Here is a 22404-nt window from a genome sequence, read left to right on the forward strand (position 1 = left end):
GGCAGCCTAGAACGCTCGGGTTTCGTCATCAAGAACCGGTTGCGTTCCGTCTGGCCGATGGTCAAGGATCATCTGGTGGATTTTCTGTTTTTGCAGCGGTTTGGTCAGGTAGTAGTCCAATCCAGCCGATAAAATACCCTGATCATCTCCGCTCATTGCATGTGCGGTCAGGGCTACGATCGGGACGTGCTGATTGGTTTCAACCTCGCGGCGGCGGATTTCACCTGTGGCCTGTTTACCATCCATTCCGGGCATCGAGATATCCATGAATATCAAATCCGGGTCGAATTCCAGATGGGCGGCGACCGCCTCAAGCCCGTTGCCCGCAAAGCGAAGATCAATGTACAGATCCTTGACCATCTTGCGCAGGATCAGCTGGTTGGTCTTGTTGTCCTCAGCAGCCAGAACCCGCATGAGCCTTTGATCCTCGGCAATCGGTCTGACCTGCGCAACCGTTGGGTTTTGCGTGTCGGAACCATTCGATATCGAATCCACTGATCGTCCCAGAGCGGTCAGACGTGCATATAATTCTGAACGAGGGATCGGCTTTTGCAACACTCCGTCAATGAGCTGGCAGGCCGGATGAGCATGAATCACGCCGGGATTGGCCGACATGACCACGACAGAGATATCCGTCCACCCCCGGCCCTTTATCGTGGCCGCCAAATCCAGCCCGTCCATGTCCGGCAGATCGTGATCGCACAGCACCAGATCTACGGTGTCATCAAGCGTAGCCAGCGCCTCGGTTCCGGTGGTACATTCGGTAACCTTGGCACCCAGACGACCAAGTTGCTTTGACAAGATCGCTCGATTGACAGCCAGATCTTCAACCACGACCACATGGCGCAGACATCCTTCCAGATTCGGGGGGGCGGGTTGCGGACCTTCGACCGTCGGCAGCGTTATCCGAAATCCAAAACAGGACCCCTGGCCCGGCTCGCTTTCGACCCAGATGGCACCGTCCATCAATTTGATCAGTCGTTTGGTGATGGCCAGGCCCAACCCGGTCCCTTCAAACTGTCGGTTTTGTTCATCCTCGACCTGATTGAATTCACCAAAGATATGCGCCGCTTTATCCTCGGCAATACCGATACCGGTATCTTCTATGGCAACATGAATATCACAGGCCTGGGCCTCCGCGCGGGGGACCCCCGTGACGCGGATCAAGACATGCCCTTCCGCCGTGAACTTGACCGCGTTGCCTACCAGATTGGTCAAGACCTGACGCACCCGGCCCGGATCGCCCACGAACAGGGTTGGCAAAAACAGGTCATAGTCGACTAAAAGGCTTAAACCCTTGTCACGAACACTGGGCTGCAGCAGCATCGCCACCTCAAGGATACAGCGTTCGAAATCGAACTGTTCGGGGTGCAGGACCAGCTTATCCGCCTCAATCTTCGAGTAATCCAGAACATCGTTGATGATCACCAGCAAGGCTTCACCGGAATTGCGGATCGTGTTGAGATAGAGCCGTTGTTCTTCATCCAGCGCGGTTTCGGTCATCAACTCGGTCATGCCAACAATACCGTTCATGGGCGTGCGGATTTCATGGCTCATATTGGCCAGGAATGCAGATTTCGCGCGGTTTGCGGCCTCGGCCCGTTCGCGCGCAGCGGTCAGTTCGGCCTGATGCCGGACCGAGGCGGTTATATCAAGCGCAAGGCTGACCACATCGCCACCGCCACCGCGTTGATCAATCAGCTTGATATAGAGCCCGTTCCACAGTTTGACGATTTCTGACGGCGGGTTGGACAACTTCCAACGGGCCAGCATCCTGGCGCGCCAATCATCCTGTGTCTCGTCGACGGTATCAATCAGACCCTCCTGCGTGAGGGTTTCCAGAATTCTGCCATAGCTGATACCGGGCGCTACTTCATCCAGCCCCTCAAACAGGCTGAAATATGAGGCATTTGCCCCGATCAACCGGCTCTCTTCGTCGAAGAATGCAAACCCGTCTGGGAAGGTCTGGATCGAATGCCATAGCCGCCGTTCGGCCACTTCGATCTTGGCATTGGCCAATGTCAGGTCCGATTTAACTTTTTCATTTTCATCGCGCACCGTCTCAACCTCGGCCCGCGTTTCACCAATGCGTTTAGTCAGAGCCATCGCGTGCAGGCCCAATTTCCGGTTGGCCGCTGATAGTTCGGCCTGTTTCATCTCCAGCAGACGTTCAGCGGCAAGCCGTGCGCGTCTTTCCTGTGCCAGTTTGGTTGCAAGACTCATCAAAGGTGATCCCGGTACAATCTGCCCACAGCATCCTGACAGAGCGTGAAAAAGTGTTTAAGCCGTGCCTGTTGCCACAGACCAATGGCAGGCTCAGAGGCCGCAAACGTCCAAAACTGCCTGCCTCGCCGGTACCTGCCTTTTCCTACTCAACGCAAAATCTGCGGTATCTGAATGCGCGAAAGGCGCTCAGATCAAAAAAATTGTGTGGGATTACACGACAAACCTGACGCAGCAAAGCCGGTTCAAACGGTGCTTTACCAAGACTGATGCCGGTGGTTGGGGCCACAATCAGCGTTGTGGTCGAATGACCTAACGCCGACCTTCGCGCAGCCAACCCGCCAGAAGGAAACCACCGGCCAGCAAAAGCACCAGCCAGGGCGGCAGAACACCAGCCTGTGTTACAGAGCTGGTCTGGTAGGCATCGCGCGGGGTCAGCCCGATCCAGCCCCGCCCTGCCGCAGGCCGCCCAGCGCGGACATTGCGGATCGAAGGCAAACCGTCCTCGACCCGGATCACACCGCCGCGCAATTCGGCCAGAACCGGCTCAAGGATCTGATCAGTAGCAATCGTGCGCTCAAATTCTTTGGGGGCCGCAGGGCCCAACCCAATTACCGCCGAATGTTCACCCTCTTTCAGACGATAGAGGCCAATCTCGGGGCCGAAGATCTGAGCTTCGAACCGCCCTGGAGAAACTTCGTTCAGCGTCACCTCAAGTGTCTCGCCATTGGGCTGCGTGATGGTAACTGTTCCGACGTCATCCCCCAGGGTTTGACGGATGACGCGCATGATTTGACCATTTGCTTCGGCCCACAGAGCCTCTTCCTCAAGCTCGGGTTCTTTCATCATCCAATGTGCCAATCGCCGCAGCAGTTCAAGCTGCGGACCACCGCCGTCGAAGCCACGGCTCCAGAGCCAGGCGTGGTCAGAGGCCAGCATTGCCACGCGCCCCTCTCCGACCCGGTCCAGCACCAGCAGCGGCCGGTCATCGACGCCGGTCATCAGCGTTTCACCTGATCGGAACAGGACATCAACCTGGCGCAACCATGCACCCCAATGCTCGGAATCGCCCAGATCCGTGGTCACCGGGTGCCGGTGCCCCATATCTGTAACTGTGGGGACAAAGCGTTCTTCGATGACCCGCGCGGTGGGTTGGGCCGGAAGAATCGGCGCCAGCGGCGAGCGGAAGATACTGTCGGCACTGGCAAAATCAGGACCAGCCGCAATCAGAACCGCACCACCATCATTGATGTAATTGGTGACATTCTCCAGATAGACCGCAGGCAGAATACCGCGCCGCTTATAGCGATCAAAGATGATCAGATCGAAATCGTTGATCTTTTCCAGAAACAGTTCTCGAGTCGGAAAAGCGATCAAAGACAACTCGTCCACAGGCACACCATCCTGCTTTTCAGGCGGTCGCAGGATCGTGAAATGCACCAGATCAACCGAGCTGTCGGATTTCAGAAGGTTCCGCCAGGTCCGTCCACCTGGATGCGGTTCACCCGAAACCAGCAGCACCCGCAGACGGTCGCGCACACCGTTCATCTGAATCAGTGCGGTGTTGTTGCGGTCGGTCAACTCTCCTTCGACGCCGGGTACGGTAAACTGGATGACATTCCGCCCGCCATGGGACAGCTTGACCGGTAGCTCGACATCGACACCGATTGGAATGGTGAAATGCTCTGGCGCATTGCCATCAACCGAAATTTCCAAAGGCGCATTCGCAGCCGCAACAGGAACTGCGCCGCTATCCTCAACCCGCAACGTCAGCGTGACCGGCTCTCCGATAATGGCAAAAGCCGGTGCATTGCGGACGATCAGACGGCGGTCCCAGTCGCTGGCCCGCCCAGTCTGCAACAGGTGCATCGGTGCAGGCAGGTCAGGGGCCTGATCAACGTCATGCACGATCCCATCCGAAACCACGAGGATCCCCGCAATGCGCGCACGGGGTTCCTCGGCCAGGACTTTGTTCAGCGCAGCCATGACCTGTGTGCCCTCATCCCCATCGCTGTCAGCCACCCGGATCCGGCGCAGCTCGGTATTGTCGCGCGTGTCGATCTCGGCCGCCAGTTCGGCAGCGGCCTGTCCTGTCTGTTCCGGGCGATCGGACAGGGTCTGGCTGGCGCTTTCATCCTCGATCATCACCACGATGTCGGTCAGCGGAGTGCGATCTTCGACCTGATAAACAGGCCCCGCCATGGCCGCGATCACGACCAGGGCGGCCAACCCGCGCAAGGCCCAGCCAGACAGGCCCCGCCACAGGGCTAGAACAACGCCTGATATGGCAATCGCGGCAACGACCATCAGAACGGGCCACGGAATCAGAGGGTCAAAGATAACGGTTCCGGTCATTGTCCCAACCTGTCCAGCAGCGCAGGCACATGGACCTGATCCGATTTGTAATTCCCGGTCAGCACATGCATCACCAGATTGACGCCAAAACGATTGGCCAATTCCCGCTGCCGCTCACCGGCATATCCGCGCCCAACCGGCAACAAGGCCTGCCCGTTTCGGTCGACGGCCCAGGCCCCGGCCCAGTCATTCCCGCCGATCACTACCGGTGTCACATTGTCGTTTAGGTTGCGGAACGGCATGCCGTCGATCTGTTCCGCATCCGGCGGGGCGGCTTCGACCCAAATCTCGGTACCAGCATATCGGCCCGGGAAATCCTGCAGCAAATAGAAGGCCCGCGTCAGAACATGGTCATCCGGAACAGGCTCTAACGAAGGGATATTCAGCGGGGCGGCCAGTTGTTGCAGCTTGCGGCCATTGGGGCTGGCTGCACCGAAACGCGCCACATCCGCGTCGCGCGTGTCGAACAAGATCATGCCGCCCGAGCGGAGATAGGCATTCAGCTTGGCATAGGCTTCGTCCGAGGGTTGCGGCTGTTCCGGCGTGATCGGCCAGTACAGCAGCGGGAAAAACGCCAGCTCGTCCCGTTCCAGATCAACGCCGATGGGCTCTGCCGGTTCGACCGAAGTGCGGAAGAACAAAGTTTGCGCCAAGCCACGCATCCCGGCGCCCGCGATATCGTCAACCTGCGCGTTTCCAGTCATGACATGAGCCAGTACCAGCTCTTGCGTTGCCATCAGGGCAAAATCGGTTTCCTTGGACGTCTGTGCCTGAAGGTCAGGTGCAATCAGCAACGCACCCAGCGCCATCGCCGCGGCCCGGGCCAGCCCAAGTCGCCCCGACAACAGAAGTGACGCAATAACGTCCACCGTCAGCAAGATCAGCGCGAGGCTAAGCAAAATGCCCCCGATCGGCGTTTCGGCGCTGATTTCCTGCCCTTTGATGGGCACATCGGATGGCCAGACAGCGGGCATCAGAACCGAGTCCGCGTCCAGCACATTCAGTGCCAGCTTCTGCTTACCGCTTTCATACAGGCCGGGTCGCAGTTCTGGCCCGATAGCGCCGGCGGCAAGATCAACCCCATCGACGCCTGCTAGATTATCTGCATCCGATAAGCCTCCAAATCCGTCCATGACCTGCAGCGGTTCCCAAGTTGTGCCCTGCAACTGCGACTCCTCTCGGGATTTCGCAGCCGAGGCGACGGCCAGCCGATCCAGCATCTCGACAAACAGGCCCGAGAGGGGAAGGCTCGACCATTCGGCATCAGCGGTGACATGGAACAGCACCACCTGCCCCAGCCCCAAGGCCTTGCGCGTGACCAGAGGCGTGCCATCCGAGAGCGATGCAATCACCCGATCGGCCAAATTTGGGTCTGGTTGCGCCATGACCTGTGTGGTCACGGAAACATCCGATGGCACGCGCAGCCCGTAGAAGGGTGAGGTTTCGGGGAACGGGGCCAGACCTTTGGCCTCACCCCAGCTCATCGCGCCGCCGACCGAACGGCCACCGCTGCGCAGGCGCACCGGCAGCAAGGTATCCTCGACATCCCGCCCCAGATCGCTGGCGGCCATGCGCGGCCCGGCAAAGCGCAACAGCAGCCCGCCCTGTTCGACCCATTCGGTCACCGCCAGTTGTTCCGCTTCGGCCAATTTCGCCACATCCGCCAGAACAATCACATCCGGATTGGCGGGCAACACATCCATCAGGCCGCCCTCGACAAAATCCGCGGTCGGGACCAAAACCTGTGTCAGATAATGCAGCGGCGACAACAGCTCTAACCCTTCACGGTTCAAACTGCCCGCAAGCAAGGCCACTTCACGCCTGCGCAGGCTGTCATCGGTCAGCGTTACGGCACCCGCCGACCGCTGACCCTGAATCTCGAACCGGGTGATTCTGGCCCGTAGTTCCGAGGGCAGCGCCAGCTCCACCTGAGCAAGCGTTTCGCCTTCAGCAAAGACGATATTGGCGGATTGCAGAACCCGCATTGCGCCCGCCGGATCGCGCCCCTGTGCCAAAATGGTCAGGATGTTTTCCGGACCAGCAGTGGCGCGTTGGGCCGTCAGTTGAATGACACCATCCTGATAGGCGGCGGGCAGAATCGCATAAACAGGCGAGCCTGACTGGTACACGGTTACTTCCCCGCGCGATTGCAACGCAGCCAGAACCGTTTCCCGACCCGCAAATTCCAGACCGTCGCTGAACCAATATGTATCAAAACCACCATCAAGCTGATCCAGCATATCGAGCACCTGATCCATCTGCAGCTGAGTTGGTTGCCAGGGCATCGGAGTCACCCCCGGAAGCCGACCCCGCCACGCTTCGGCGGCCTGAAAGACTGGGGCTTCTGGCTCCGTCAAGTTGAGCAAGGCCACCGTGCGTCCGGCGCGTCCGGCCTCGGTCAGCTGCGTATCAAGCTGGTCCTGAAGCGATGGCCAGCCGCTTGCACCTGCCCAGCTGGCATCCAGCACCAACAACAGCGGCCCCGAACCCACCTGATCCCGCGAGGGATTCAAAACCGGCCCGGCCAGACCGATAATGATCGCCGCCGCCGCCAGCATTCGCAACAGCAGCAGCCACCATGGTGTCCGATCCGAAACACTCTCGTCGTCCTTCAGCCCAAGCAGCAGCGTTACGGCCGGAAACATTCGCCGGATCGGCGCAGGCGGCACAGCGCGCAGGACCAGCCACAGGATGGGCAGGGTCAACAATCCCAGCAACACCCAGGGCGCGGTAAAGCCTATCCCAGCCAAAACCGTCATACTCTGCCCCCGTCCAAAGCGCTATACAGCCATAACAGAGCCGCCTGTGCGCTGTCGCCAGTGTGGTGCAGCCCCAGTTGCCATCCCGTCACCCGACACAAGCGCATCAAGGCATCCTTTCGTTCGGCAAGGCGCGCAAGATATCGGTCGCGAAGATCAGAAGCCTTGAGCGTTTCATGCCGGGCCGAGCCGCCCACGCTTTCGAAAATGGTACGCCCGCGATAGGGGAAATTCTCTTCACCGGGATCCAGCACCTGCAGGACCACCCCGCGCACGCCACGATCCGCAGCTTTGGACAGGGCCAGTTCAACTTCTTCCATCGGGCCAAGAAAATCAGAGATGAACACCGCCCGCGCATGGGGGATCATGGCGCGGTGCTCGGGTGGCGCATAGTCGGCTTGATCATCCTCGGACCAGGCCTGAGCAAGCCGGATGATCTGTGCGTTGCCGCGCCGGGGCGGCAGGGTTGTGCCCGTCAGGCCCACACGCTCACCACCACGCGCCAACAGGATCGAGGTTGCCAGCCCCAGCAAGCGCGCGCGATCCGCCTTGGTGGGCAGCGAAGCGTCCGAGGCGAAGCGCATCGACGCGCCCTGATCCACCCACAGCATCACCGATTGGGCAATCTGCCATTCGCGTTCGCGCACAAATTGTTGATCGCCACGGGCCGAGCGGCGGTGGTCGATCATCCGGCGGCTGTCGCCAACCTGTGCCGGGCGGTATTGCCAGAAATCATCGCCCATCCCGGATCGGCGACGCCCATGGTCACCCAGCAGGACGGTTCCGGCCAGATGTTCCGCCCGCGCCAACAGGGGCGGCAGCCGGGATGCCTCGGCCTCGGATCTTTCACGAAGGGTCAGCCCGGCATTCACGCCGCAGCCTCGGTTCGGATCAGCCCAAGCGCGGTCGAGTCAATCAGATCAGCCAGACTGTCACCGCGCGCCCGGGCCGCAAAGTTCAGCGCCATACGATGGCTGAGAACCGGGCGGGCCATCTCAAGAACATCTTCGGCGTTGGGGGCCAGTCGCCCCTGCAACATGGCGTTGGCACGCACCGTCATCATCAACGCCTGCGCCGCGCGGGGGCCAGGGCCCCAGGCCACGGTTTCGGCCACACGATCGGACACGCCTGCTTCGCCGGGGCGGAATGCGCGGACCAGATCCAGAATCAGTTCGACCACAGACTCGCCAACCGGCATCCGGCGCAACAGAAGTTGCGCCGCCAGCAATTCCTCTTTGGTGAAAATCTGATGTGCGTCGTCTTCTTCGACACCGGTCGTGGCCAGAAGGATATCCCGCTCGGTCTGACGATCCGGGTATTCGACGTCAATCTGCACCAAAAAGCGGTCCAACTGCGCCTCGGGCAGCGGATAGGTGCCTTCTTGTTCAATCGGGTTCTGCGTGGCCAGCACGTGAAACGGCTCATCCAGCGCACGATCCTCGCCCGCAACGGTGACGGTGCGTTCCTGCATCGCTTGCAGCAAAGCCGACTGTGTACGCGGGCTGGCGCGGTTGATCTCATCCGCCATCAGCAATTCACAGAAGATCGGGCCGGGAATGAACCGGAAGTGGCGACTGCCATCCTCGGCCGTATCCAGAACCTCGGACCCCAGAATATCAGCCGGCATCAGATCCGGCGTGAACTGGATACGGTTGCCATGCAGGCCCATCACGGTCGACAAAGTCTCAACCAGCCGGGTCTTGCCCAGCCCGGGCAAGCCGATCAGCAATGCGTGCCCGCCGCATAACAGCGCGGCCAGCGTCAGATCCACGACCCGCTCTTGCCCGATAAAGCGTCGGGTGATCGAGGCCTTGGCCTCTTGCAGTTTAGTTTCCAGCGCTTCGATCTCGGATACGAGGTCGGCAGGTTCGCTCATGACTTTCCCTTCCGTGGACGAGTATGGTTGAAGTGTATCGCGCGAAAAGGAAATGGCAAAAGTAATGAGCGGACAAATCCCTGTGACACCTTCTCCTGATGGCATTGCGGCATCAGTCAAAGCCGCGAAAACACGGGATTTACCCCCTGTTCACCTGTGGAATCCCCCGTTTTGTGGCGATCTGGACATCAGGATCGCAAAAGATGGTTGTTGGAGTTATTTAGGCTCGCCCATCAACAGGTTCGAGCTTGTGAAGCTTTTTTCCTCAATTCTTAAGAAAGAAGAAGGCAAATATTACCTGGTGACCCCGGTCGAAAAGGTGGGAATCACGGTCGAGGATGTCCCGTTCGTCGCTGTCGACTTTGATGCCACAGGCTCAGGCGCGGCGCAGATTTTGACTTTCAGCACCCATGTGGGTGACACGGCCAAGGCCGGACCGGATCACCCGATCCGTGTTGAGTTTGATCCGAAGACCCAGGAACCCTCGCCCTATATCCTGATCCGCGCAAATCTAGAGGCGCGCATTGACCGCAAAAGCTTTTACCGACTGGTCGAGATCGGCACCGATCATGAAGACTGGTTTGGGGTATGGTCAGGCGGTCAGTTCTTTCCGCTGATCCGCTCAGCCGATCTGGGCTGAGCGCGGCCTGCGATCCTGCGCCAGAACAACGGCGACCGCCACGATGCCCGCGCCCAGCGCGCGGGTTGAATTCCATTCATCCCCCAGCACAATCATGATCAGCATCACGTAAAATGGCGCGATGTTCATATGGAATGAGGCCAGCGCCACGCCCAGCTTGCCAACCGAAGCAACGAACAGGATCTGGCTCAGCCCCAGCGAAATCAGCGCATAGATCCCCAACATCCCGATCTGCTGTCCGTCAATGGCAACCTCGGGGATCACCTCCATGCCCAGCAGCCCAGCGGCAAAGCACAAGATCACGGCCATGGCAAAACCACCGATCAACGTGATCGTCGCGCGCCCGGTCTGGCTGAGTTCGGGAAAATCGCGCGCTGTGGTCATGCTTCCCCAACTGAAAAAGACGACCGACACGACCGCGCATAAGGCCCCAAGGCCCAGCTGCGCCGGGGCGACGGCGCTGGTGGCGATCAGCCCGCCGATAATTGAAACCAGAACGCCTAGGCCAAAATTCCAGCTCAGCCGACGTGTGCCCGCCTTAAGCTCCAGCAGGGTTGCGATTAGTGGCGCGCAAGAGGCGATGATGACGACGGTTACCGGATCGGTCAGCTTTTGCGCCAGGATCAGCAGGAACATCGGGCAGCCAAAGCCAAACGCTCCGACGATCATGGCCCATCCCCATCTGGCCCTTAGAATACGGCTGGGACCGTCCAGCATCAGCCAGATCGGCAGCAGCACCAGAACCGCCAGACCCAGACGTGCCGCAAGCAAGCCCACCGGCGACCAGCTTTGCAACAAGACCTCCGCCGCCGGAAAACCTGCGGCCCATGCCAGCATCGAGGCAACCGCCAACCCGTTGCCAGACAACGCGGAGTTGCGGTCGGCAGACATAGAAATAGCGGTCCCGCGCACGGGGTCAGGGCTCAGTGCCATGGGTCATACCTCTGGTCAAAGCGACGCCAGAAATGATTCGCCGCATTGTCCCGAACGTCACTGAATTAAACTGGGTGATCTGGCCGATTTTCGACAATCTGTCGTTTTCAGTCCCTTTCGCTGAAATCACCCGACCGATATGGTCCGGCGAACAGACACGCAAAGGCCATCCATGCCCAAATTCGCTGCAAATATCTCATTGCTCTTTACCGAACTGCCCTATCTCGACAGGTTTCAAGCTGCCGCGCAGGCCGGGTTCAAGGCTGTTGAGGTTCTGTTTCCCTATGATCTGGCTTCCAAGGAAACCCGCCGTGCTCTGCTGGCTAACGGGCTCGACCTGGTGCTGATCAACGCGCCGCCACCCAACTACACCGACGGAACTCCCGGATATGCCGCCGTTCCGGGCGGTGAGGCGCGGTTCCAGTCCGACATCCGCCGTGTTCTACGCTATGCTCAGGCGCTGCGGCCCGAGAAAATCCACATCATGTCGGGATATGCGACGGGTTCGGCTGCCATGGATTGTTTTGTGCAGAACCTGCAATGGGCAGCGGACCACGCGCCCCAGCAACCCTTCACGATCGAGCCGCTCAACCCAGTATCGCAGCCCGACTATTTCCTGAATTCCTACGATCTGGTGGCCGAGGTTCTGGATCGCGTCGACCGACCCAATGTCGGCCTGCAATATGACAGCTTCCACGCCCAGATGATCCATGGCAACGCGCTGCAAGTCTGGAAGGATTACCAAGACCGCATCGTACACGCCCAGATCGGAGCGGCCCCGGATCGCTCAGAGCCCGGTCGAGGTGAGATGAATTTTGCCGAGTTGTTCCGAGCGATTGATGACAGCGGCTACACCGGCTGGGTCAGTGCCGAATATCAGCCCTCGATCCAACGTACCGTCGAGACGCTCGGCTGGATGCACCTTTAATTGTCCGCTGGCACTGGTATTACCCGGAAAAATGTCGCCGATCAGTGCCACTCACACCAAGGATGTCCGGATGATCCCTGCCCGCTATGCCCGCGCCCTGTTCAGCCTGATCATGTCAGGCATGATGTCCTGCATCGTCACCGGTATCGCCACGGCCAAGGCCGTCGGCTTCGGTCCTGCGACGCTGGGCGACTGGATGGGCTCATGGGTTTTCTCCTGGCCCATCGCGTTCACAGTTATCCTACTGCTGGGCCCCAGCGTGCAACGGATGGTCAACCGCATGGTCAGACCGCAGGGCTGATCCGCCGCGAAGAGGGCCCGCAGGGCTTGATGAACGGCGGCGCTAGTGCGCCTCGGCCCAATTCGCGCCCTGTCCCGCATCAACGCTGAGTTTCACATCCAGTTTCACCGCTGGGTCCGAGGCCCCCTCCATCACGTCGCGCGCCGCGTCGATCAGCGGGTCAACGGCGTCCTCGGATACTTCGAACAGCAATTCGTCATGCACTTGCAGCAACATTTTCGCAGGCAACCCATGGATCGCATCCGGCATCCGCACCATGGCGCGTCGGATCACGTCGGCCGCGGTGCCTTGAATCGGAGCGTTGATCGCTGCCCGACGCGAAAATCCCGCATGCGGCCCCTTGGCATTGATTTCGGGCGTATGGATTTTGCGCCCGAATAGGGTCTGCACATAGCCATTCTCTTTGGCAAAGGCGACGGTGTCGTCCATATAGGTCCGAATGCCGGGGAAGCGTTCGAAATAGCGGTCGATGAAGCCCTGCGCCTCGGCCCGTGGAATACGCAGGTTGCGCGCCAGACCAAAACCCGAGATGCCATAGATCACACCAAAGTTGATCGCCTTGGCCTGACGGCGAATATCCGGCGTCATCTCATCCAGCGGCACGTCGAACATTTCCGACGCGGTCATGGCGTGAATGTCCAACCCATCGGTAAACGCCTGTTTCAAGGCCGGAATATCGGCAATATGCGCCAGAATGCGCAGCTCGATCTGGCTATAGTCGAGGCTGACCAGCACATTTCCGGGCTCGGCAATGAACGCCTCGCGGATGCGGCGGCCTTCTTCGGTGCGCACGGGGATGTTCTGCAGGTTCGGATCGGTCGAGGCCAAACGACCGGTGTTCGCCCCGGTGATCGAATAGGATGTATGTACCCGGCCCGTATCGGGGTTGATATGGGTCTGCAGCGCGTCCGTATAGGTCGATTTCAGTTTCGATAGCTGCCGCCAATCCAGCACCCGACGCGGCAATTCATGCTCGGTCGCCAGATCCTCAAGGATATCGGCCCCGGTTGAATATTTACCGGTCTTGCCCTTCTTGCCGCCTTCCAGACTCATCTTGTCGAACAGAATCTCGCCCAGCTGAGCGGGCGAGCCGACATTGAAGCTTTCACCAGCCAATTCGTGGATTTCAGCCTCTAACCCGGCCATTTTCTGGGCAAACGCGTTGGACATGCGGCTGAGGACATCGCGGTCAACCTTGATGCCATGCATCTCCATTTCGGCCAGAACCGGCACCAGAGGGCGCTCCAGCGTTTCATAGACGGTCGTTACCTGAACCTGATGCAGATGAGGTTTGAACAGTTTCCACAGCCGCAGGGTGATATCAGCGTCCTCGGCGGCATAGGCCGTGGCCTCGTCAATCGGAACCTTGTCGAAGGTGATCGCGGATTTGCCGGATCCCAGCAGCGGTTTGATCGGAATCGGCGTGTGGTTCAGATAACGCTCGGACAGGGTGTCCATGCCATGCCCATGCTCGCCGCCATGCATCGCATAGGACATCAACATCGTGTCATCAATCGGCGCCACATCCACGCCATAGCGGGCAAATATCTTGGCATCGTATTTCATGTTTTGCCCGATCTTGAGGATCGACGGGTCCTCTAACATCGGTTTTATCAGTGTTAGAGCCTGTTCAATCGGCATTTGCCCCTCGGCCAGAGCGTCCGAGCCGAACAGATCGTCGGTGGCGCTTTGACGATGGATCAATGGGATATAGCAGGCCTCGCCCGCCTCAATGCAGAGCGAAATGCCGACCAGATCTGCGATCATCTCGTTCAGCCCAGTGGTCTCGGTGTCCACTGCAACCCAGCCACGCTCATATGCCTGGTCTATCCATTTCTGCAAAGCCCCCGCGTCGCGGACGCATTCATACTTCGACGCGTCGAATGGAATGTCTTCAGCCTCGGCCACATCTGCAACGGGCGCAGGCGCGTCTGCAATCACCGGTGCCTCGGCCCCCAGCTTGTCCGCTATGCGCTTGGTGAGGGTGCGGAACTCCATCTCAGCAAGAAAGCCCAGCAGAGTGTCCGGTTCAGGGTCTTGCACCTCAAGATCGTCTAAGGTGAAATCCAGCGGCGTATTCTCATCCAACTGCACCAGTCTTTTCGACAGCTCAATCTGGGCGCGTTTGTCGATCAGGGTCTGGCGGCGTTTGGGTTGTTTGATCTCTTCGGCGCGGTCCAGCAGGGTTTCCAGATCCCCAAATTCATTGATCAAAAGCGCCGCCGTCTTGATCCCAATGCCCGGAGCCCCCGGCACATTGTCCACGCTGTCCCCGGCCAGCGCCTGCACGTCCACCACACGTTCAGGCCCGACGCCGAATTTCTCGAACACGCCATCGCGGTCGATGCGTTTGTTCTTCATCGCATCCAGCATTTCGACCCCATCGCCGACCAGCTGCATCAGGTCCTTGTCGGAACTGACGATCGTGACGCGACCACCCGCCTCACGCGCCTGTATGGCAAGGGTGGCAATGATGTCGTCGGCCTCATAGCCCTCAAGCTCTTTGCAGGCGATATTAAAAGCGCGGGTCGCCTCGCGTGTCAGGGGCATCTGAGGGCGCAGATCCTCGGGCATGGCCTCGCGGTTGGCCTTGTAGAGGTCATACATGTCATTGCGGAACGTATGAGAGCCCTTGTCAAAAATCACCGCCACATGGGTCGGCGCGTCTGGCCCGGTGTTTCCTTCGACATATTTCTGCAGCATGTTGCAAAAGCCCGACACGGCCCCAATCGGCAACCCATCCGACTTCCGCGTCAGCGGCGGCAGCGCGTGATAGGCCCTGAAGATAAAGGCCGATCCGTCAATAAGATGAAGGTGACACCCTTTTCCGAAATTGCTCATGCGCGCGCTCCCTGTCGGTCAGGGATGGTTCTGCCACAGGGGCGCACGGGTGACCAGTACAGAAGGTGAACTATCCGCCGAACAGGCCGCCAAATACATCCGAAAAGCTGTTGAGCAGCGCCATGATGACCAGCACACCGAGGAAAGCGAAAAACGCAAAAGCAAAGAACTGAAACAGGATTGCGCCGATGCCGATTGCGATACCCGCAATGGCCGGGCGCAGTTTTTCGTGGCGCAGAATGCCTATAGCCGACAGGATGACGGCCAATCCTCCCAAAAGGGCTACGCCGATCTGCAGAAAGTCGTCCAGATCACGGACCCGGGCCACCGGCTCGGGTTGGTCCAGCCCGGCGGCCGAGCGCAGGGTGGATTTTCCAAGCTCGGCTGCAAGCTCTCCCAAAGACACGCCAGTCGATTGTTGCGGTGCGAATGGCCCGGCCCAGAACAGGAACAGGGCGCCCAACAGGGCCATCGCGGAAACACTAAAACCAATCCATCCGAAGACCGGTTGGTTGGTATTTTGGATACTGGCGTCCATCAGCACACTTCCTCCATTGAGCCGGCGCAAAGCTATCGTCAGAACACGACATTAGTTGGGCAGGTTAGACCTTGCCGGATTGGTTTATCAAGCGGGACAAAGTGATCGAGTAAGGCAATGGCATCCTTGTGCCGAAGTCTTCATTCGCAGCCCACAGCACCTCACCGGCCCAGACATGGCAGGTTCGCAGCGCGTTGAAACGCCCTCTGGCCTTAAAACTGATTTCGGTCGAAAAAACCCGGCACCCAGGGGGCCTGTAGATCGGCCCGCTGACCAGGGCGATTTCGATCGTATCATCGCCCTGCGCCCGATTTCCCGATCCGGTTAGAAACATTCCGATAGCGGCAGCCAGAAAATAGCCAACAGCTCCAATGATCAGGCAGAGGTCAAACCTGCCCGCGGCTTTGCACATTCAGGCGCTGGCCTCGTGCCCTTTCAAGACATACTTGCAGTCGCAATAGGGGCACTCGACCCAGCCGGTGTCTTCGGGGATCTGTAACCAGACACGTGGGTGGCCCAATGCACCTTCGCCGCCATCACAGGCGACACGAGAGGTTTCGACGATCTTGGTTTCCGGCGCTTCGATTGTCACGGCTGGCGATCCTTCACTGGTTGTCGGCTTCGCGGGCATGCATTAGGTGCGTTTATGAGCGATGAGCAAACCGGGGGCAAGAGCCACATGGACAATGCGGCAATCAGGATCGAAGGGCTGCGCAAGACCTATCGCGGCAGCAAGGGCCAGCCTGAAAAGCAGGCGCTGAAGGGCATCGACCTGACAATCCCGCGCGGTTCAGTCTTTGGATTGCTGGGGCCGAACGGGGCCGGGAAATCGACCCTGATCAACATTCTGGCCGGGCTGGTGGTGAAATCTGCAGGCCATGTGTCGATCTGGGGTCATGACCAAGACCGCAACCCGCGCCAATCTCGCGCTGCCATCGGCGTTATGCCGCAAGAGCTGAATCTGGACCCTTTCTTTACCCCGCGCGGTGCTTTGGAGGTTCAGGCTGGCCTATATGGTGTACCAAAGGCGCAGCGGCGCAGTGATGAAATCCTCGAACTGGTTGGCCTCAGCGACAAGGCCGAGGCCTATGCCCGCACCCTGTCCGGCGGTATGCGGCGCCGGTTGCTGTTGGCCAAGGCTTTGGTGCATAACCCCAAAGTGCTGGTTCTGGACGAACCCACAGCGGGCGTGGATATCGAGCTGCGCCAAATGCTCTGGGCCAACGTGCGCAAGCTGAACCAACAGGGCATGACCATCATCCTGACGACGCATTACCTGGAAGAAGCACAGGAGATGTGCGACCAGATCGCCATCATCAATCATGGCGAAAAGATCGCACAGGACAGCACGGCAGACCTGCTGGGCCGCATGGATGGTCGGACGATGGTAATTATTCCGGATGGCCCCGTCACTGAACTGCCTGCGACCGAGGGAGTCGAGGCCACACTGCGCGACGATGGCAGCCTGGTGCTGCGCTATCGCAGTGCCCAGACCAGTGCCGAACAGGTTCTGGAATCCGTCAGGGCCGTGGGCATGCGTATCCGGGACGTTCGCACCGAAGAAGCAGATCTTGAGGATGTGTTCCTGGCCCTGACCTCGACCCGGGCGGGCGATGTCCCGGCAGCTGATCTTGATCAGCCGCGCCGGGGATTGCACCGGGTTAAGCTTTAGGCGCGGTCGATCCGCGCGTGATAGCAGTTATTCGACGCGGATCTGATGTGGATATAGGCGACATCCGCGCGGGCAAAGATATCCCCGGCAGCGTTTTGCAATTCCGCCTGCGGCGTAATGATCCCGGTGCCGTAAACAATCCTGTCGTCCGATCCGTACCCTTTAATCAGATAATTGGGTGAGGCGGTCAGCGCCTCGGGCAGGTTGGTGAGATCCTCATAGCGCTGACAAGGCTCTACACAAAGGTAAATCGGCCCGGTTTCAGCAAAAGGTTGTGTCGCTGGAAAGGGCCGGTGGGCCAGCACCAGCATTTCCTTTCCCTTGGGAATATAGGTCAAGCAATGACGGCAGGGGTTTCCTTCCCCGTTCGATATCGCCCGTTCGGGCGGGTTACCATAACCATCAGGCGCACCTTGGCGATAGGCCTGCACCTGCGCGGTGGGGAGGGCGGATATTTTGTGCATGTTAGGTCTCCTTCTTTGTACAAAAGATGCCTGATCCGGCGAGAGGAACCGACCCGTTTCCTGCGCAAACGCTTCTTTGAGACAGCGCGACATATACGCGCCGTGGCTTGACAGCACGGGCTACAATCCGATCTGAACGGGACGCAATTCAGTTTCGGAACGCCCATGTCCAAACCTACCTCTCCTGCCCGCCCAGGAATTCCTCCGAGGTTTCCCGCCACCGCTGAACAGATCATGTCGCAGGTGAGCGCATTCTACGCCCGCGTCCGGCAGGACGAGGCACTGGCGCCGGTCTTTGCAAACCATGTCAGCGACTGGCCCCCGCACGAGAACAAGATCGCCGCGTTCTGGCGCAACGCCATTTTGCATGAGCGTTGTTATGACGGAAACCCGCAGCGTATTCACATCGAAAGTCCCGATATCAGGCCCGAATTGTTCGATCATTGGCTGGACCTGTTCGAGGAGGTGGCCCATAGCACCCTGCCCGCAGAAACCGCGCTGCCCTGGGTGGCGCTGGCCCGGCGCATCGGCGTAGGGATGAAAATGGGTGTACAATCCGCGCGCCAGCCAAAGGACGCGCCACCGACCCTGCGATGATCTCAGATCATGGCCGGTTGCCATGTTAGCGGTAAAATAAGGGCTATCAGACTCTGAAAAATGGGTTTATGCAACGGATGAACCCACCATTCCGCTGCCCAAGGCCAGACCGATGAGCACTCAAAACACCACCCTCAGGGGCCTTGGCTATGCGTTTCTGGGATTTGCTGTCTTTGCCAGCCACGATGCGCTGATCAAGGTGCTGGGCGGAACCTATTCGGTGATGCAAATCATCTTTTTCGCCACGCTGTTTTCCTTTGTGCCGATGGCCGTGACAATCCTGACAGACCGCTCTACCGGCAACTTCCTTCCGCACCATCCCTGGCTGGTCCTGCTGCGGTCGGGGTTGATGGTCACAGGCATGTCCTGCGCATTTTATTCCTTTTCGGTCCTGCCTTTGGCCGAGGTATATTCACTCCTGTTCTCTTTCCCGCTGATCGTCACGGTCCTGTCGATCCCCATATTGGGCGAGGTGGTCCGCGCCCAGCGTTGGGCCGCGGTTGGCGTGGGCCTGATCGGCGTGTTGATCGTTCTGCGCCCGGGTACCACGGACATCACGCTAGGCCATCTGGCGGCGCTGACGGCCGCGTTCTGCAGCGCTTTCGCGTCGGTTCTGGTCCGTAAGATTGGCAATGAGGAACGCTCGGCCGTTCTGATCCTTTATCCGATGCTGCTGGCCATAGTGGTCATGAGCATCGCGCAACCGGCCGTTTATCAGCCTCCGTCCTTGTTGCATCTGGCCATGATGGCACTGGTCGGAGTATTTTCTGTCATTGCCCAACACCTGATTATTCTGGCTTATCGAGCCGCGCCAGCGGGGGTCATCGCCCCCAGCCAATACAGCCAGATCATCTGGGCCACGATCTTTGGCATGGCGTTTTTCGGCGAAAAGCCAGACGGCTGGGTTGCCGTCGGCGCCAGCATCATCATCGCATCTGGTGTCTTCGTCGTCTGGCGCGAGAGCCGGTCGAACACCACCTCAGCCAACACCCCGGTTCTGCGGGTTCGCTCACCGCGTTCGGATACAGGGGCGACGCGACCAGGAGAATGACCCCTGCCTTTACGGCTCTTTGCATCTGATCCTGAGACCACCATTTTCGCCGCTCTTTTCAAACCGGTCTATGGCACGCACCAGATCGCTCAGCCTTTTGTGGCCATAAGAGCGGGAATCAAAATCCGGATACATCTTACCCAGCTGACTTCCGACAATCCCAAGGCTGGTCCAGCCGTCCGGCTCATTGGTATTCTGAACGACATTGCGAATAAGCTGATAGGCATGGTTCAGCTCTTGCTTTGGCTTTGGGCTTTCGGACTTTTTGGCCTGTGGGTTATGTGCCGCTGGCTTCTCAATATTATCAATATAGATGAACCGATTGCACGCTGCCACAAAGGCCTTGGGGGCTTTGCGTTCTCCTATTCCGAACACATCCAACCCCTGCTCGCGTATCCGACTGGCAAGGCGCGTGAAGTCGCTGTCTGACGAGACCAACACAAAGCCGCTGAACCGACCCGAATGTAGAATATCCATGGCATCAATGACCAAGGCAATGTCGCTGGAGTTCTTGCCGGATGTGTTGGCGAATTGCTGATGCGGAACGATGGCGTATTCGGCCAGAGATTTGGCCTCCCATCCCTGCGGTGATCCGTTCGAGAAATCTCCGTATATCCGCCTTAAACCAGCCTCACCGAGCGTGGCAATTTCTTCGAAAATCTCTGCTGCATGTTTTGCAGAGACATTGTCCGCATCGATCAGAACCGCCAGACGGTCTGTCTTTCCTGTCGTCACCTGAAATCCTCAACCTTAAATTTAATTCATGGTAAGGAATGTAAGACCCAAAAAGGGCGAGCAAAAGCCCGCCCTCGGAAACTATTTCGGTTTTCTCAGTAAACCACAACCGAGCGGATGCTTTCGCCCTTATGCATCAGGTCGAACCCATGGTTGATGTCGTCCAGGCCCATGGTGTGGGTGATCATCGGGTCGATCTCGATCTTACCTTCCATGTACCAATCGACGATCTTGGGCACATCCGTGCGGCCACGGGCGCCGCCAAAGGCCGTACCGCGCCAGGAACGACCGGTGACCAGCTGGAACGGGCGGGTCGAGATCTCGGCCCCTGCAGGTGCCACGCCGATGATGATCGATTCACCCCAGCCCTTATGTGCAGATTCCAGCGCCGTGCGCATCACGCCGACATTGCCCGTTGCGTCAAAGGTGTAATCTGCACCGCCTTTGGTCAGGTTGACCAGATAGGGCACCAGATCGCCCTCGACCTCTTTGGGGTTTACGAAATCGGTCATCCCGAACCGGGTGGCCATTTCCACCTTGGACGGGTTCAGGTCGACGCCGACGATCTGATCGGCCCCTGCCAGTCGCAGGCCCTGGATCACGTTCAGGCCGATGCCACCCAGACCAAAGACGATGGCGCGGCTGCCGATCTCGACCTTGGCGGTGTTGATCACCGCTCCGATGCCGGTGGTCACACCGCAACCGATATAGCAGATCTTGTCGAAGGGCGCGTCCGGGCGCACTTTGGCAAGCGCGATTTCCGGCAGGACCGTGTGGTTGGCAAAGGTCGAGCAGCCCATGTAATGCAGGATCGGATCACCATCCAGCGTCGAGAACCGAGAGGTGCCATCGGGCATCAACCCTTGGCCCTGCGTCGAACGGATCGCCTGACACAGGTTGGTTTTGGGATGCAGGCAGTATTCACATTCGCGACACTCGGGGGTGTAAAGCGGGATCACGTGATCGCCCGGCTTCAGGCTGGTCACGCCCGGGCCGACCTCGACCACCACACCTGCGCCTTCATGGCCCAGAATGGCGGGGAACAGGCCTTCGGGGTCTGCACCCGACAGGGTGAATTCGTCGGTGTGGCAAATGCCGGTCGCCTTGATCTCGACCAGAACCTCGCCCGCCTTGGGGCCTTCGAGGTTCACATCCATCACTTCCAAAGGTTTGCCGGCCTGAACGGCGACGGCGGCACGGGTGCGCATGATGTACTTCTCCCAGTCAAATTTGGCCTGACCCTGCGTTAAATGCAGGGTTTTTTCAACTGCGCTTTGATGGCAGCAATGCTAAATATTTGATATTACAGAAACGACATTGCCAGAAAGAGGAGCGCCAATGCGCCGTTTGACCCCTGTTTTGATTTTGCTGGTCGCATGTACGGAGTCGCCCGCTCCTGAGGACGCGCCACTGCCACTTGAACCCACCCCGGTAGATTTGGCCTTTTGCAAAGGAGAGCCAATTGCCGATGCGATTGGCAAGCCTGTATCGACCATTCAGTCGCAATTACCCGAACGGTCGCGCGTTTTAGGCCCCGATGACATCGCCACACAGGATTATCGCATCGACCGGCTGAACGTCTTTGTAAACGGCTCGGGGATCATACAGAGCCTGACCTGCGGTTAAGCCTGGCAGAAGCTCAAAACCCCAATGTTAGGGCCTATCTTCCGCGATATATCACCCAATCCGGCAAATAGCCTACAAGGCGGATCAGCCATGAAAACGGCGCTGGGAAGTCTGTGCGGAATCTGTGGCGCGACATTGCCCGAACCACATGCTGGGCCGCGCCCTGAGGCGTCATCAGCATCGGCATCCGGAAACTGTTCTTTTCGGTCAGGCGAGTCTTGATGAAGCCGGGATTTACGATCCGAACCGTGACGCCCGAACCCGCCAGATCATGCCGCATGGTTTCTGCCAGTGAAATCAAAGCCGCCTTGCTGGCACCATACCCGACTGCAGATGGCAGGCCATGATAGCCGGACAGCGACCCGATCAGCGTGATCTCCCCCTGCCCGGCCTTAACAAACCCAGGAAGTATTTCGCCCAGAACCCGCAAAGCGCCCTGAAAATTCACATCGGACATCCGAAGAGCGGCCTCGGTGTTCCACTCAGTGCTGCGCATCGGGTCATAAGCTCCGGCATTATAGATAAGGCCATCCACTTTTCCGGCAGCGGAAGCGGCACGTCGAACAGAGTCTAAATCAGCGACATCGCAACGAATGGCTTTTGAATTTGGCAGAATGCTGCAGATTTCATCCAGGCGTTTCGCGTTTCGCGCCGACAGGATCACCCGGGCGCCGCGATTGCTTAGAGCTTGCGCCAATGCACGACCCAGACCTTCGCTTGCGCCAACTATCCAATAAGTTTTCCCGTCAAAGCTGTTCATGCCGACCATTTCTGAATTGTGTTATTTCAATACGGTTACACGGCCAGTTTGGATCACCTTCGGTTGCTCGCGGTGAGGCCGCTAAATTGCAGCCGCACCTGAAAA

General features: G+C 58.8%; 21 protein-coding genes. 7 read left to right on the forward strand and 14 right to left on the reverse strand.

The annotated features are described in order from the left end of the window. Window positions 1-6 precede the first annotated feature (6 nt). The 5 genes from AC2FHW_RS16715 to AC2FHW_RS16735 all read right to left on the reverse strand — a co-directional run bounded on the left by AC2FHW_RS16715 (window position 7) and on the right by AC2FHW_RS16735 (window position 9213). Window positions 7-2223 carry a response regulator gene (locus tag AC2FHW_RS16715; protein WP_496822271.1) on the reverse strand — a complete coding sequence of 739 codons (2217 nt, stop codon included), beginning with the start codon at window positions 2221-2223 and terminating at the stop codon, window positions 7-9. A 312-nt stretch (window positions 2224-2535) separates the two neighbouring features. Then, window positions 2536-4578: a hypothetical protein gene (locus tag AC2FHW_RS16720; protein ID WP_496822272.1), complete on the reverse strand. Its 2043-nt coding sequence runs from the start codon at window positions 4576-4578 to the stop codon at window positions 2536-2538. Next, window positions 4575-7337: a DUF4159 domain-containing protein gene (locus AC2FHW_RS16725; protein ID WP_142638557.1), complete on the reverse strand. Its 2763-nt coding sequence runs from the start codon at window positions 7335-7337 to the stop codon at window positions 4575-4577. The genes AC2FHW_RS16720 and AC2FHW_RS16725 overlap by 4 nt, the downstream gene beginning before the upstream one ends. Then, window positions 7334-8209: a DUF58 domain-containing protein gene (locus AC2FHW_RS16730; RefSeq protein WP_271951826.1), complete on the reverse strand. Its 876-nt coding sequence runs from the start codon at window positions 8207-8209 to the stop codon at window positions 7334-7336. The genes AC2FHW_RS16725 and AC2FHW_RS16730 overlap by 4 nt, the downstream gene beginning before the upstream one ends. Then, window positions 8206-9213: an AAA family ATPase gene (locus AC2FHW_RS16735; protein ID WP_271951824.1), complete on the reverse strand. Its 1008-nt coding sequence runs from the start codon at window positions 9211-9213 to the stop codon at window positions 8206-8208. The genes AC2FHW_RS16730 and AC2FHW_RS16735 overlap by 4 nt, the downstream gene beginning before the upstream one ends. A 64-nt stretch (window positions 9214-9277) precedes the next feature. Here AC2FHW_RS16735 and AC2FHW_RS16740 point away from each other — a divergent pair, with 64 nt between their 5' ends. Continuing rightward, the gene (locus tag AC2FHW_RS16740) at window positions 9278-9853 is read left to right on the forward strand and encodes a DUF1285 domain-containing protein (protein ID WP_271951822.1); all 576 of its coding nucleotides are present in this window, start codon (window positions 9278-9280) and stop codon (window positions 9851-9853) included. Here AC2FHW_RS16740 and AC2FHW_RS16745 read toward each other — a convergent pair. Beyond that, window positions 9836-10786 carry a DMT family transporter gene (locus AC2FHW_RS16745; protein ID WP_246097260.1) on the reverse strand — a complete coding sequence of 317 codons (951 nt, stop codon included), beginning with the start codon at window positions 10784-10786 and terminating at the stop codon, window positions 9836-9838. The genes AC2FHW_RS16740 and AC2FHW_RS16745 overlap by 18 nt on opposite strands. A 172-nt stretch (window positions 10787-10958) precedes the next feature. On the opposite strand from AC2FHW_RS16745, the gene AC2FHW_RS16750 reads away from it, so the two are divergent. Both AC2FHW_RS16750 and AC2FHW_RS16755 read left to right on the forward strand, forming a co-directional pair. After that, a complete protein-coding gene (locus AC2FHW_RS16750) occupies window positions 10959-11714 on the forward strand; it encodes a hydroxypyruvate isomerase family protein (RefSeq protein WP_496678454.1) in 756 nt (251 codons plus the stop codon). 31 nt (window positions 11715-11745) lie between these two features. Then, the gene (locus AC2FHW_RS16755) at window positions 11746-12015 is read left to right on the forward strand and encodes a DUF2798 domain-containing protein (protein WP_334223323.1); all 270 of its coding nucleotides are present in this window, start codon (window positions 11746-11748) and stop codon (window positions 12013-12015) included. 42 nt (window positions 12016-12057) lie between these two features. On the opposite strand, the gene polA is transcribed toward AC2FHW_RS16755, so the two are convergent. From polA to AC2FHW_RS16775, 4 genes are all read right to left on the reverse strand, one after another. After that, the gene (gene polA, locus AC2FHW_RS16760) at window positions 12058-14856 is read right to left on the reverse strand and encodes a DNA polymerase I (RefSeq protein WP_271951817.1); all 2799 of its coding nucleotides are present in this window, start codon (window positions 14854-14856) and stop codon (window positions 12058-12060) included. A 70-nt stretch (window positions 14857-14926) separates the two neighbouring features. Then, the gene (locus AC2FHW_RS16765; RefSeq protein ID WP_281973333.1) at window positions 14927-15394 is read right to left on the reverse strand and encodes a hypothetical protein; all 468 of its coding nucleotides are present in this window, start codon (window positions 15392-15394) and stop codon (window positions 14927-14929) included. A gap of 64 nt (window positions 15395-15458) precedes the next feature. Next, window positions 15459-15806, reverse strand: coding sequence for a hypothetical protein (locus tag AC2FHW_RS16770; RefSeq protein WP_496678460.1), 348 nt, complete (start codon window positions 15804-15806; stop codon window positions 15459-15461). Then, on the reverse strand, window positions 15807-15986 hold the full coding sequence (locus AC2FHW_RS16775) for a zinc-finger domain-containing protein (protein ID WP_480511200.1): 180 nt from the start codon (window positions 15984-15986) through the stop codon (window positions 15807-15809). An 87-nt stretch (window positions 15987-16073) separates the two neighbouring features. Between AC2FHW_RS16775 and AC2FHW_RS16780 the strand changes: the two genes are divergently transcribed. After that, complete coding sequence (locus AC2FHW_RS16780) at window positions 16074-17066, forward strand: ABC transporter ATP-binding protein (RefSeq protein WP_142638697.1); 993 nt, start codon at window positions 16074-16076, stop codon at window positions 17064-17066. Here the strand turns inward: AC2FHW_RS16780 and AC2FHW_RS16785 are convergent. Further along, window positions 17063-17530, reverse strand: coding sequence for a DUF1203 domain-containing protein (locus AC2FHW_RS16785; protein WP_496690283.1), 468 nt, complete (start codon window positions 17528-17530; stop codon window positions 17063-17065). The genes AC2FHW_RS16780 and AC2FHW_RS16785 overlap by 4 nt on opposite strands. Before the next feature lie 165 nt (window positions 17531-17695). Between AC2FHW_RS16785 and AC2FHW_RS16790 the strand changes: the two genes are divergently transcribed. Both AC2FHW_RS16790 and AC2FHW_RS16795 read left to right on the forward strand, forming a co-directional pair. After that, window positions 17696-18127, forward strand: coding sequence for a group III truncated hemoglobin (locus AC2FHW_RS16790; protein ID WP_496822274.1), 432 nt, complete (start codon window positions 17696-17698; stop codon window positions 18125-18127). Window positions 18128-18239: 112 nt separating this feature from the next. Continuing rightward, window positions 18240-19178 (forward strand): DMT family transporter, encoded by a 939-nt coding sequence (locus AC2FHW_RS16795; RefSeq protein ID WP_496690284.1) that lies wholly within the window; start codon window positions 18240-18242, stop codon window positions 19176-19178. Window positions 19179-19187: 9 nt separating this feature from the next. Here the strand turns inward: AC2FHW_RS16795 and AC2FHW_RS16800 are convergent, their stop codons facing one another. After that, entirely contained in the window at window positions 19188-19913 is a 726-nt protein-coding gene (locus tag AC2FHW_RS16800; protein WP_496692811.1) for an NYN domain-containing protein, read from the reverse strand. A gap of 95 nt (window positions 19914-20008) precedes the next feature. After that, window positions 20009-21121: an S-(hydroxymethyl)glutathione dehydrogenase/class III alcohol dehydrogenase gene (locus AC2FHW_RS16805; RefSeq protein ID WP_271951808.1), complete on the reverse strand. Its 1113-nt coding sequence runs from the start codon at window positions 21119-21121 to the stop codon at window positions 20009-20011. 130 nt (window positions 21122-21251) lie between these two features. On the opposite strand from AC2FHW_RS16805, the gene AC2FHW_RS16810 reads away from it, so the two are divergent. Continuing rightward, a complete protein-coding gene (locus AC2FHW_RS16810) occupies window positions 21252-21539 on the forward strand; it encodes an I78 family peptidase inhibitor (protein WP_142638533.1) in 288 nt (95 codons plus the stop codon). A 34-nt stretch (window positions 21540-21573) separates the two neighbouring features. Here the strand turns inward: AC2FHW_RS16810 and AC2FHW_RS16815 are convergent, their stop codons facing one another. Next, window positions 21574-22299: an SDR family NAD(P)-dependent oxidoreductase gene (locus AC2FHW_RS16815; protein WP_142638532.1), complete on the reverse strand. Its 726-nt coding sequence runs from the start codon at window positions 22297-22299 to the stop codon at window positions 21574-21576. Between the last annotated feature and the right edge of the window lie 105 nt (window positions 22300-22404).

Source organism: Ruegeria sp. YTSA108, from assembly GCF_059610185.1.